The following is a 14,015-nucleotide window of genomic DNA, read 5'->3' as shown; positions in this document are numbered from 1 at the left end:
TATCCTTTATTCTATTGTAATAACACACGAATATCGACAAATTGATATTCCTCTTTCTTTAACTTATCTATCATTTTACCTAAGCGGTGATAAAACTTATCTTTTCGACGTGAGTCTGTGCCCATATGTATGAGTATGATAAATCCATTTAATCCGTTTAGCTTTTTATTTTGTTCCCATAGCCCCTTTTCAATATCATCAGAAGATAAATATCGTTTACCCATTTCAGGATAACTATAATCGGCGGCAGTTCGTAATCCAGGAGTATAATTAATGGGCACATATCCCATTTCCTCACTCCACATGACAATCTCCTGATTGTACCATTCATACGAAGGAATAAAATATTTGTTATCGGTTCGAAAACCTAATTTTTCTAATTCCCTGAAATTCATCTCCAAATCTTGGATAAATGAATCCTTTGTTACTAATAAACCTTGTCTATTGTCCCAATCACTAAACAATAAATGTTTATCAGAGTGAGCAGAAAGATAATGTTTATTCCTTTTAATCTCCTTTACAACAGAACGAAATTTCGATGTTCTCAAAAAGTCTCCTGTTAGAAAGAAAGAACCCTTTACATCCTTTTCTTTCAATATTTTTAGCACCGTCAATCCACCATCAGCTAAATCATGCCCTGTAAAAACCAGCGCTAGTTGCTTTTGCAAGCTATCTCCTCTCACGATAGCTCCAAAAGAATCTTTAACTACTTTTTTATTTGAGGCTCCTCTAAGGCCTTTTGTTCTTGAGAAGCTAACAAATAGATCAATGAAGCAGTACCATCCATTGTAGGTTCATTTGTACTGTAGTCACCATAATCGTCATGATAAACAACAAGATCACTTTGAAATGCGGCATACGGATCCTCATTCAGCAATTTAATTCCGATCAGATTACGATATGTCGAAGTCATTATGGGACCATCAACCAACCCACCATCAATTGGAAAATTCTTTAAATGAGTAAAAGCAGAATGCGGATTAACAGGTGTATCTCCCCACGAAGGCAGACCATAAACCATGCTTGTGCCCCAAGGATTTGTACCAAAGATCCAATCTATATTTGCTTGTGCCAATTCATCGTATTGTGTATCCTGTGTCAATTCTTTATACCATAAACATTGAATAGCGAACGATACAGTTAAATTATTACTGCACCAAATAAAAGGAACACCCCTATAAAAGGCATTTGTTTTTGCTCGTTCAAAGACCGACGCTATTCCAGACTTATAATATGAGACAATCTCCTCGCGATCATTGCCTTTTAACTGTTTTCCCAGTTCATAATGCCCTAAATTAATAAATGGATACCATTGGTAATGTGCTGCGGTATCTGTTTCCATCCATGGCGTAATTTTTTCCTGTCGCGCATAAGCTATCGATTCATTTAAAAACCGCTTCTTATTTGTTGCCCCATAAAACATTGCTCCGGCCAGCTCCATATCATCAACCCAATTATCCTCGGCATAAATATAAGGAGACTTCACTGATACTGTTTGTGTTACCCCAGGTTTTATTAATGCAAAGTTATATGCTGTTTTGGCTTTTTTAGCCAAAGTTTTAGCATATTTAATATCATTATTTCGAAACAAAGAACTACCTAGATGGAAAGCGCTCGAAAACTTGGCTGCCGTTGAACTTGTACCTGTTGTATTATTCATAAACTTACCACGTTGCTGCGGTTCGCCATTTATAAAATACACAGGTCTTTCAAAACCTCTTCCATAAAAAGGATCTTCACCAGGCATTCTCATATTTGTATGATCACGGTCATCTGCAATCTGGTTAAACATTAAGTTTGGAGCAGGATGCATCTTTAGCAACCAATCCAATCCCCATTTTGCTTCGTCCAGCACATCAGCGCGACCATTCTGACCATCCAATCCATTTGCCTGCTTTTGATCACCAAATACTTTTGGAAAATCTCTATAAGCAGCTAACAAATGATAAGTAGCATTTGCCGAAGTCGTTGAATATTGCAAATAATCGGAAGCATCATGCCAGCCTCCTCCTGCATCAATACGTGAGCTATCTGCAATACCTACCTTATTAGCATGTAATACAAAACCGTCGTGTGTATGACAGCTATCTTTTAGATACGGGTTAAAAAGCGTTCTTTGTTGCCGCATATAACGAAGTGCGAAATCGGCAGCTCCTTTATAGACATCCTTTCCAATTTTAAAAACTGGTGATTTCACTTTTCCAACTCTTAAATAATAAGAACCCGTATCACGATATGCTGAAAAATCAAACCTAAAGCTTTGCACAAATGGTCCATAAGTTCCAAAATCTTTACCGATTATATTCGAAAATACACTTTTCTGCGTTTTCGCATCAATCAGTTCAAACCGAGTATAATCAGCCTTTTCCTTTGCTCCAAATACCGCAACTTTAATTCCCGCAGGTGTATACCCTAATTGGTTCACTCTTATCCATGCCTGTTCTTGCGCTTTCGCAAAGTTAAAAACAAAACATGCAAAAACAAGCATAAAAACTCGCTGTAAATGTAATAAGTTTTGCGTAGTTAATTTCATAATTTAGAACTTTTATAAAGTTAAAATTTTAGTTTAACAATTTTACCGTCCATTGTACTGCAAACTAACCCTTTATTACCCATAATCAGCGGGGGATTGACCATACCATTTGATATTTTATATTGCCACAATACAGCTCGTGAGGAGGCATTAACAGCTGACAGCAAACCTGAATGACTTGGTACAAAAACAATTTTATTGTTAGCGGTGATCGCTGACGGGGTTAGTTCATAAGGAAGTTTCAAATCTGATTTCCATGAGACTTCCATTTTATCAGCTTTGGTGGAAATACCAAGTAAATCACCATCCATTGTTTTCACATACACATATTTATGATCATTTGATAAACCCATTGACTCTCTAACTCGTATCGTATCCTTCTTCTCTCTCCAGATAACCTTTCCATTTTTTGCATTTAAAGCTGTCATAAATCGATCTGGAGCTACCACATAAATTGCATTGTTCACCGCAACGGGATAACAAGCAGCAGCTGAAAACATCCGATTAGCATGTCCATTATTCCATTCCCACTCTAATTTACCTGACTGCGCATTTAAGGCATAAAAACCATTACCCCAAGAACCAAAAATAATTAGATTTTGATAATAAGTTGGGAGCGTAGAAACATACCCCTTTACGTCCTTAAAATTCCACTTTTCCTTTCCAGTCAGTACATCCAATGCTCTAAAAACTCCATCCGAACCGCCGATGTATGCCGTGCCACTCTGAATCAAAGGTGATCCCAAAACAGCTTTTCCTGTTTTAATTTTCCATTTTAACAGTCCACTTTCTGCATCCAACCCATAGATATAATGATCTGAAGAACCGACAACGACAACACCCTTCCATGCAGCTGGTGTTGAATAAACTTTACCACCAGTTTTAAATGACCATTTTTTCTGTCCCGTATTATTATCCAAAGCAAAAACATCACCTGAAGTATTTGCTGTAATGATCAAATCCTTATAAAGTGCCATTCCAGAACCGATATCACTCTCATCTTGAAAAACCCAATCCACTGCAACTTTAGAGGCGAATTTTTCATTAACAGCGTAATTTGGTCTCGGATATTTCTTTTCATCTAGTTCAAAATGATGATTTTCTAGCGCGATCACTGCCCAAGGATCCAAGGAAGTTCCATCAACTGTACGTTCTTGATAAGTAGCCTTACCCTGGTCAATCGTCACAATATTATAACCGCCATATTCATTCTTCGCGCGCAAATTTGACCTCCCCATGATCCCAGGTATACCCTCCCAGTCGTACACTTTATTTATATGACCATGTCCGCAAAAAGCCAATTGTACATTTCTAGATTTCACACGATCCAACGCTTCAAACCAATTATTTAAAGAAGAATCCTGCGGATAGTGATTGATATATATGAGAGGGGTATTACGATCAGGATGAGCACTAAACACAGAATCCATCCACACTAGGTTTTCCCTCGGAATCTGACCAGGACTCATCCGCATGTTAGGACCAGAGTTTGTCCCCAAAAACATAAATCCTTTATGTTTAAAGAAGAAGGTTTCACCTCCAAACACACTACGAAAAGTATTGGCCCCATTTTCAGACCAGTTACCATCATGATTTCCAGGTATTACATACCATGGCAATGACAAACTATCCAGTATTTGCTTGGCCAATTTCAATTCATGATCTGCACCAAATTCTGTAATATCACCCGATAAAATAACAAAATCAATATCTTTTAATGTATTGAGATCTTTTACGGTTCGTCGTAAATCTTCTTCTCCAGTTGCACCGCCAACATGCGTATCTGTTACATGGGCAAATTTGAAAGTTTGCCCATGCAAGAAATTGAAGGCAAAAGTCATTATGCAAATAATCGTATAGGTTCTTTTTATCATGATAGGAATCAGTTATTAACGTAAATATACTTAAAAAAATGCACAAACATGCATGTTTGTGCAATAATATAAAATAATAACGCAAACAAACACTTTTGCAAAATGATCAATGGGACCAAATAAAAAGAGCCACCTAAATTAAGTGGCTCTAATAACCCAGTAGTCAAAGACTACCAGCCTGCTGTTTGTGTTAATGTATATCCTCTGTCTACGTATTGTTGCACTTGATTAAGTCCAACAGGTGACATATATGATCTCTCTTTGAAAGCTACGCGATTTTCAAAGTTTGCAACTACATAATAACCGACCATATCAGCAGCATTTGCACCTGTAAACATTACAATAGTACCATCTGCCTTCATTACTTTTAACTTATTCTTATATGAATCGGCCAAATTAGTGCCCGAGGTATTTTTAGGTAAATCTTTCAAAGCATTGATCCAAGGACCAGCAGCATAATCTGGTTTGTTAAAATTCATATAATCCAATTTTTTCCAACGTCTAATATCATTTAGACGTGCTCCCTCGTACACAAACTCCATACGGCGTTCACGGCGAATCTCCCACATCAAAGGAGACACATCACCATCTTTAGAAGGATCATTTGGAATCGCAGACAATAATAATGGCGCTGTTTTCTTAACACCTTTTCTCACCGCATCTGAATCTAATGGTCGATTTCGTATTGCATTGATTGATTTATCCAAGTCATTCTGACTCACAGCAGCACCACCATAATTCTCAGCCAACACTTGCTTAGCTTCAATCCAATTCAGCACCACTTCTGCCAAGCGCGCTACAGGAGCATCATTCGTATTGGTATTACTAGTCCATTTCGCAGGATAAGTTTTACCGATATAAGTCAACGCATCCCTACTCGAAAATTTATGAACATAAGCAAGAGTTACAGCAGCAGTATTGACAGTATCCATGAAAGTCGCTTCAAATCTTGGATCTCTAGATGCTGCCAATGCCTTTAATGAAAAATCACTAGCTTTAGCCACTGTTGAGTTTTGCCACACCTTACCATCATTACAGATAAAAGATTTCAGTAAGCTCAGATTTGATGCTTTATCCTGCCCCTCATATCCATTACTGTACGAACCTATTGCATGTGTAACTTTTACAGCATCATTATAAGCTCTAAAGAAAATAACCTCAGGATTTCCGGTTAGATCTTCGGATGCAAATAAACTTTTAAAATCACTTCCAAAGGTATATTTACCTGAATTCATTACATATTGAGAAGCTTCAACCGCTAATTCCAAAAACTTTTTTGCTCTTGTTTTATCGACATTATGATAATGCTCCCAGGTACCTTCAAATAGCATCCAATTTGAAATCAGAGCCGCGGCTGTGTAGCGCCCCACATAGCCTTTACCATCGTCAATGCGCATATTTTCAAGAACAAACTTACAGTCATCGTATACTTTATCCATCACCTCTGTTCTTGGTGTTCGGGCTTTGTACATCGTATCAAAATCTTTTGGATCAACCTCGGTATCAAAATAAGGAACATCTCCAAACACACCTACTAAACGTGAGTATTCAAAAGCTCTGAAAAATTTCGCAACAGCTGTCCAATGATTATACTCCTCTTGTGATAAATTAGGCTTTGCTTTATTTTCCAACCTGTTTAACATTACATTAGCTTTCCGCACCCAATAGAAATTCCAGGAAGGTCCTGAATATTGTGTTAGCATATCGGTAATAGGCAAAGCTATGGCTGTTGCAGAAGGACCACGTGTAGTAGGAACTGTCGATTCAAAGCTCGCCTGTGCTCCCTCAGATGTAAAATCATCCGCCCAGTTATACCCTCTCAGCGGAGCAAATGCAACACCGAATCCAGAATTATATCCTACAAAAAAGTTTGTGTAAAAATCATTTGCATACAACCTAACATCAGTCTGATTTCTCCAAAACTCAGCATCGTTCACTTTAGTTGTTTCTGAGCGATCGAGCAAGTCCTTATTACAAGAAACTAAACTTGCCGTAGACAGCAAAATTGCTATAATATGTTTATTTAATTTCATTTTCCTAATATTAAAAATTTAACTGAACACCAAATGAAGCGCTTTTGAATGTTGGAGTACCTACACCTGTGCGACCGCCATTATAGTTGGTAGCATTAAAAATAGACTCTCCTTCCACCTCTTCGGGGTCAACTGGCAATCCATTTAACTTGTCCCACGTAAAGAAATTTTCCAATGAAACGTATACCCGTAAATTATTAATTTTCACACGATCCAAAACATGTTTAGATATTGTATATCCCATTGTTAGATTTTTAACTCTCAGATAAGACATATCCAATAAGTATCGCGATTGAATCTGCATATTGTTTACATTAGTACCTCCAGCATTATTAAACGCTGCAGGATAAAATGCATCCTGATTATCTGGTGTCCAATAATCATTAACAAAACTTGCTGGCATCGCCCCATCAGAAACATTAAAGCCCGGAATAGCTAAAAATCCTGTTCCCCAGACTTTACGCTGGCCGACACCCTGAAAGAAAGCTGAGACATCAAAGCCTTTAAAATCTGCACCGATTCTGAATCCATACTGATATCTTGGTGTTGAATTACCAATAATCTTCGTATCTCCAGGATTATCAATTGTACCTTCTCCATTGTCTATTTCTCCATCACCATTCAAATCCTTATATTTGACATCCCCAGGTCCGTAGTAAAACTTAGATGAATTTTGATACCTAGGCTGATAGACAGCTTTCTCCCCATTAGGTCCTTCTTTCAATAAATAAGCTTGACCACCACCATTCTCATAATATTTAGACATTTCTGGTGTTAGTTTAACTAATTGTGCATTTCCATTTCCATCCAATACAAAATCATCATATTGGTACAGTCGATCTGTTTCGAAGCCCCAAATATCACCATAAACACGTCCATTATAATTTACACCTGTAGTTCTTGATTCTGTATAACCATTGAAAACCGATTTAGAATCGTCAATATTAGCCCTTAAATTAATACCAAGACCATTTTCAAACCGATGATTAAAATCTAAAGCAATTTCCACTCCTTTAGTTGTCAATGTACCATAATTACCTATAGGAGCAGGTGCGCCCAAAGTCAACGTAGTACCCTCTAACGGAGCAAACATATTATTCGTTTTCTTTTGATACCAATCAACAGTCAGTCCTAATTTATTTTTAAAAAAACGTGCATCTAAACCAATATCCAACGTTTCCAAATCTTCCCAAGTAACATCAGGTACAATTAATTTTGGCGTACCCACCGAATTAGTTAGAGTACCATCAATCACCCAATTCGTTTGACCAGCAGGCATATTGGAAATATATAAATCAGAAGGTACAGTCTGGTTACCAATAATACCCCAAGAACCTCTAAACTTCAATTGATTCAACGTGGGTTTTGCCCATTCCATAAATCTTTCTTCCGAAGCCACCCATCCTGCAGAGAACGACGGGAACCATCTCCATTTCAAATCTTTTGGAAATTTAGAAGAGCCATCATAACGAAGATTTGCTTCTAATAAATATTTGTTCTTATAAGCATAGTTAACACGTCCAAAATACCCTAATTGCGACTCCCAGTACTCTCCTCCGCTACCCGTAATTGTGCCCACAGCAAGATCAAACTGCGGATTTGTAATATCAATTAAATCGGCTCTTTGTGTCCAATGATATTGACCGGCTGAAGCAACACGATTCATACCTAACATAAATTTAAATACATGATCGTCATTTAGATTTAAATCATATGTACTATAGGCATTAAAGGTATGTTTTTGCTCATTTTCAGACCGCATATAAATATGATCTTGCGCAGAACCATTCGCGGTATACATATCATTTGATAAATCATATGCCTGTATAGCTCCTTCATCAGTAGCAGACACAACAGCACCATCACTATTAACATACACCGGATTACCACTAGCATCAACTCTTTTCTTCGCGGCTACCCATGAATTTGCTGCTGTATATCGTGTACCATTTCTTCTCCACGAAAAATCTTCATTCGTAAAACTATAATCAATATCTACTCGCCAATTTTTCTTAATATTAACTGTCGCACCTGCATTTAAGTTAATGTAGTTGCGCAACATCGATGCATCATTAGCTGCATTATTTTCACTCCAAGGACTTCTAATTGGGTTTCCATTTTCATCATTGCCCATCGGATACAAGGAACTCCATCGATACATGTATAACCACGGATCTGCTGTAGTGGAGTTTGTGGCATATGGATATGTCTTATTTCGTTGAGCAAACATAGCACCACCCCGAACAGTTATATATTTATTAAGTTCAGTACTAAGGCGTAAAGCAGCATTATACCTTGTGAATTTATCTGAATTTCCAGGTTTTAACATTCCGCTTTGGTTTAACGAACCGAATGAAGCAGTATATTTTGTTTTATTAACACTACCATTTAAGGATAGATTGTGAGTTTGTGTAGGTGCCCACTCTTTAATCATATAATCATATGGATCATAAGTACGTATACCAAACTTCTTAGTTGGAGCTGTAGGATTCACATACCAATCCCTTCCGTATACTGTCGGATCATCTGCTCCGATAGTAGAGCCATATTTTTTATCCCAATCGACAGCTTTCTCGTAGCTTTCTCTATTGATTTTATAAAAAGCTCCAGTCTCCGTTTCCCCTACTCGATCCATAGCGTCTACCGTATATTTCAATGCGTTCAAACGTCCCATCTCATATCTTTTAAAGGGATTTTGAAAAGAGAAATTATTAGAATAATTCACATTGATTTTTTCGGTTGTGTTTCCCGTCTTACTTGTAATCAATATAACCCCAAAAGCGGCTTTAGCTCCATAAATAGAAGAAGCTGCGGCATCTTTTAAAACGGTAATCGACTCTACATCTTCAGGATTGACATATTGAATACTTGGTATTTCAACATTATCTAATAAAATAAGTGGATTAGATGTCCCTTGGATTGAAGAAATTGCACCACGAATTCTAATTTTCGGATCAGCTCCCACCTCTCCACTAGGTATTGTAACACTTAATCCTGGTGTTGTTCCCTGAATTGCACGGCCAACATCTGCAATTGGTCTACTCTGCAAATTTTCTTTGACATTAATAGTCGATACAGCACCTGTTACATTTCCTTTTTTCTGCGTACCATAACCAACCACAACGACTTCTTCCAAAGCTTCATTGCTTGATTCTATGGTTACATTGACTGTATTAGAAGTTACTGTCACCTCTTTTGTTGCATAACCCACAGAAGTAAATCTTAATTTACTTCCAATTGGAGCAGCAATTTTGAAATGACCTTGGCTATCAGTTTTTGTAGATGCCGTTCCTCCAACAACTACTACGCTTACCTCGGACATGGGCCCATCCGGTCCAGTCACTACCCCCTGAACTGCATTTTGAAGTACAGATTTGGATGAAGCTAAAAGTGACTGTGTTACTTTAGGATTATTTAGAATACTCTCTTTGCTCACATTACTGAAAGACTTAGAAGGCACACTTAATCCCACCGCAACAGAAAATAGTATAAATTTTCTCATTGTATTGTAGCGTTTTAAAATAAATGATTGCTTATATTGATATTTAGTTTGTTTGTTTTATTCAAAATCTGGGTAGATCAAATATTTTTTACGCATCAATTTATATGCGTCTAAATCCTTAGCCCATGATGCTCTAATTTCATCTTCCGATTTACCTGCAAGAATCTGCAGTCTTAATTGATCTGTTCCCGCTAGCTTGTCAAAAAAGGCAGGTCGGGCAAAGAAAGTTGATTTATCAGGAGTTTTATTGTAAAAATCCAAGAGATATTTCAGGGTAAACTTGTGCTCCGAAGGAATTATATTTCGAAGATCAAGACCATAATTAACAGCACCTTTACCTTCCACATGTTTTGTCATACCATGGCGATCACCTGGAGTAAAAGTAAATGAACCATAAACTGGATTGGTATAACCAATAATTTGAAAAGGCCAGTCCGTTCCACGTCCTACGGAAATATCAGTCCCCTCAAAAAGACATAATGATAAATACAGCCGAACCGATAACGCATTTGGAAGACTTGGTGAGGGAATAACCTGCAGTTCGTACATCATCTTATGATCATATCCTTTTACAGGGACAACCGTAACATCACACTGCTTTCCATTTTCTAACCATTTTTCACCATTAACCATCTTAGCCAATTCACCAATTGTCAAACCGTGAATCATCGCTATTTTGTGCCAAGAAACATCGGATTTAAACTTATCATCGTGCCTTACGGGACCATCTACTTGATCTCCATTTGGATTAGGTCGATCCAAGACAATTAATTTCTTATTATGTTTTGCACATAATTCCATAACACGATGTAACGAAGTGATATAAGTATAAAATCGAGCTCCAACATCCTGAAGATCGAAAATCATAACATCGATTGTATTTATGATTGAATCCTGTTTCTGATTACCGCCATATAAAGTATATAAAGGCAATCCTGTTTTAGAGTCAACATCATTTCCAAATTTCTCTCCCCTTTCGACATCACCTCTAAATCCATGCTCAGGCGCAAAAGCAAATTTTAAATCCACTTTCTCCCGAAATAATAGATCAACCAGATGTTCCTTTGATCGTCCAACAACAGAAGTTTGATTCCCCATTATCCCAACCTTCTTACCTTTTAACATGGGTAAGTAAATTGCAAGTTGATCTGCTCCAGGTAAAATATCTGTATTATTAGCGACAGTAGAAGAAGGAGTCTTGCTTACAATTGCTGATTTACTAGCACAGGAATTGAAAGCAAGAAAACTTGTCAATGCAAGGAATGCAAATAGTCTTTTCATAGTTAAATTAAAATTGATGATAGCGTACCTACCATACTGCCAAATAGTTGATAATTCGTCAATAAATGTAAGTAGATGTTTTCGTTTTCTAAATTAAATAACTCATAAACATGCAAAACAAAGTAAGTGATCACTTTTATTTTATTCAAATTCAATTGCTATTTATTTAACATTTTTTAACATAAAAAAACATTTCAACAACATAATTAGCTAAATAACAGCTTATTAAATAAAATTTAAAGGTATCAAGCTGGTTCAAATAGTGTAACAGATACACTAAAATGTAACATTACTGATACATATGCAAAATGTAGCATAAAACAGCAAATAAAACTTTCTTAAGGAAAAGATAAGAGAAATATCTTTCGGGCATCAAAAGCGACGAAAAAACTCCTCAAATGCAATGAAATCCTCAAAAAAATATAAATAACAAAAAAAAGGAGTCCTTACGAACTCCTTTTATTTCATTGATCGATTCGATCTATTATAAAGATAAAAGCTTCAAATCACTCAGATTTTCCCTCAGCTTTAACATAAAGGCATCCCCTGGATCTGATTTAGACGTAAAATAATCAGAATCAGTCTCTTTCCAATATTTAGTCTTTCGAAAAGTTCTATATTCATGATGGCCAATTACAAAATCAATCGGGTACTTACTTTTCAAGTATCTGATCAGCTTCTCATTTGCTTTTAACTGCTTTTCGGTAAGTGGATACTTATCTCCTCCAATATTTTCAATACCGATAGCACAATAGTTTAAACCAATAGTGTGTCTCGCAAACACTGTATCGGGTAAAAACTGATAAATGGATCCATCTCTATCAATAACATACTGGGAAGAGACGTTTAAAGCACTTGCTTTTCTAAGTTCAGGCCTACCTGGCAACAGCACTGGATTGAATGTATTAAATGTTGCCTGAACACTATTATTAGCAGTCCAGTGCACCACTACCATTGTTGGCTTAATAATAGCCGTCTGCTGTACAATACCATGCCTGTTTTTCAAATAATCTAAAGACAATTGCTCACGTTCTGCATTCCATATAATTGGTTTTTGAACGACAACTGGCGTTTGAGAGTTGCTTAAAAAGGGTAAAAAAAATATTAAAAAGAAGACTTTATTCATATTGCTAAGGTAAAGAAGAAGACAGACAAGACTTCTCTTTTATTAAAAATATTAACTTTTTTTTATAACCACCAAATTTACAACGATTACTTATCCCAAAACACAGGTTTAGCCATGTATGTTACCGATTGGGCATCAGGATCCGACTTTAATACCTGATCCAAATTGTACTGTATGCCATATGTAGGCACATTAAATCTTCTTGGCCACATTGTTTGATTTGGAAATGAAACATTATAAGCAAAACTTGGACGAATGAAACCTTTATAAATACCTTGAGATTCGTCATAATTTCCGGCCTTATCCGTACAAAAATTCATTCTTCTAACATCATTAAACATTTCTGGAGAATAAGAAAGCGCAATATATTTTTGAATCATAATTTGGCTTAAAGTAAGTAAATTTGCATCTTGGACAACAGAAGTACTCCCTAAGAAATTACTAGAATTAACACCTAACAATTCACAATGTGCCTTAATACCATCTTTATATGCTTGTAATGCTTGTACTTTATTATTTTGTTTAAAATAGACTTCTGCTCTTATAAAATACATTTCAGAATTTGTTAACAACAATCCTTTTGCACCTTTTGTTGTATACCATGTTCCAGTTGAACCAGAAACTGTTGCAGTTTCTGCAACAGCACGTAACGCGGCATACTTTGGTTCGGAGGATGGAAAACCATTTGCCGATAATGTAGAAAGATCTACACCAACGGTTCTATTCTGAACACCTTTAGATATAATATTAGGGATTAATAACAAAGCTCGCGGATCTTCCACATTACCACCGCCCGATGGCGCTCCGGTATATTTATTCAATATATAATTGATATATAATTGACTCAAACGATTTGTATTATTATTTGCGTACTGTAAAGAATTCGTTGAAGCATTAGTTGACACCAACTCATCTTGATACTGATAAATAGCACTTTCAGAAGCTAGCAATGGTGCCTTTTCAATACTTTCTAAAATAGCACTTGGATTATATTTATCAGTCTTTGATAAATGATTTAACAATCTTGCTTTCAACCCATAAGCCAATTTAATCCACTTTTGAACATCTCCTTGGTACAAATAATCTCCTTTTGACAGACTTGGAGCACTTTCACCTTGTTGTTTTTGAAGATATTGAATTCCTACTTCTAATTCCTGCAAAGCTTTTTCATAAATATAATCACCTTGGTTATATTTAGGCGTCATATTTCCTCCAACAAATGCTTCATCAAATGGAACCATACCATACATGTCAGCCAAATTAGTAAAACCCCATGCCCAAATAATTTTACCTGCACCATAATAGTGGTTTGCCCCAACTTTCTCTGCCGCTTTCAATAAATCCGGAATATTAACCCCACAATATACATACCATGACTGATAAGGCCAGTTGCCTGCTGCACTAGTTATATTCCACTGTGTCAAATTCCAGTTATTCGCACTGTTATTTGCGGATACTAATTGTTGCGAAACTAAAGCGCCTCTTGTTCCAGCACTTTCATAACCATCTACAAATTGAGCTAATATCGATGGCAATCTCAAATCTACAGTAGGAACAGAAGTATTAGGATTGTTGGGGTTGTCATTTATATCTAACCACCCCTTTGTACATGATGCTAAAAAAAACATCTGTAATATTACTATTGCAATAAAAAACTTTTTCATAC

Annotated in this window: 8 protein-coding genes; all 8 read right to left on the bottom strand. The window is 36.5% G+C overall.

Annotation, left to right across the window (positions count from 1 at the left end; genetic code table 11):
- Positions 1–11: 11 nt before the first annotated feature.
- The 8 genes from JAZ75_RS25980 to JAZ75_RS08985 all read right to left on the bottom strand — a co-directional run bounded on the left by JAZ75_RS25980 (position 12) and on the right by JAZ75_RS08985 (position 14,013).
- Positions 12–668: a polysaccharide deacetylase family protein gene (locus tag JAZ75_RS25980; RefSeq protein ID WP_232789393.1), complete on the bottom strand. Its 657-nt coding sequence runs from the start codon at positions 666–668 to the stop codon at positions 12–14.
- 38 nt (positions 669–706) lie between these two features.
- On the bottom strand, positions 707–2,533 hold the full coding sequence (locus JAZ75_RS09015) for a glycoside hydrolase family 9 protein (protein ID WP_232789392.1): 1,827 nt from the start codon (positions 2,531–2,533) through the stop codon (positions 707–709).
- A gap of 20 nt (positions 2,534–2,553) precedes the next feature.
- On the bottom strand, positions 2,554–4,407 hold the full coding sequence (locus JAZ75_RS09010) for a PQQ-binding-like beta-propeller repeat protein (RefSeq protein ID WP_208701365.1): 1,854 nt from the start codon (positions 4,405–4,407) through the stop codon (positions 2,554–2,556).
- A gap of 170 nt (positions 4,408–4,577) precedes the next feature.
- A complete protein-coding gene (locus tag JAZ75_RS09005) occupies positions 4,578–6,440 on the bottom strand; it encodes a RagB/SusD family nutrient uptake outer membrane protein (protein WP_208701363.1) in 1,863 nt (620 codons plus the stop codon).
- A 10-nt stretch (positions 6,441–6,450) separates the two neighbouring features.
- Positions 6,451–9,942: a SusC/RagA family TonB-linked outer membrane protein gene (locus JAZ75_RS09000; RefSeq protein ID WP_208701361.1), complete on the bottom strand. Its 3,492-nt coding sequence runs from the start codon at positions 9,940–9,942 to the stop codon at positions 6,451–6,453.
- Positions 9,943–9,999: 57 nt separating this feature from the next.
- The gene (locus tag JAZ75_RS08995) at positions 10,000–11,223 is read right to left on the bottom strand and encodes an exo-beta-N-acetylmuramidase NamZ domain-containing protein (protein ID WP_208701359.1); all 1,224 of its coding nucleotides are present in this window, start codon (positions 11,221–11,223) and stop codon (positions 10,000–10,002) included.
- A 484-nt stretch (positions 11,224–11,707) separates the two neighbouring features.
- Positions 11,708–12,349, bottom strand: coding sequence for an N-acetylmuramoyl-L-alanine amidase (locus JAZ75_RS08990; RefSeq protein WP_208701357.1), 642 nt, complete (start codon positions 12,347–12,349; stop codon positions 11,708–11,710).
- An 86-nt stretch (positions 12,350–12,435) separates the two neighbouring features.
- The gene (locus JAZ75_RS08985) at positions 12,436–14,013 is read right to left on the bottom strand and encodes a SusD/RagB family nutrient-binding outer membrane lipoprotein (RefSeq protein WP_208701355.1); all 1,578 of its coding nucleotides are present in this window, start codon (positions 14,011–14,013) and stop codon (positions 12,436–12,438) included.
- Between the last annotated feature and the right edge of the window lie 2 nt (positions 14,014–14,015).

The organism is Sphingobacterium sp. UDSM-2020, from assembly GCF_016132525.1.
GTDB classification, from domain to species: domain Bacteria; phylum Bacteroidota; class Bacteroidia; order Sphingobacteriales; family Sphingobacteriaceae; genus Sphingobacterium; species Sphingobacterium anhuiense.
This window is presented reverse-complemented; position numbering and strand designations above follow the sequence as displayed.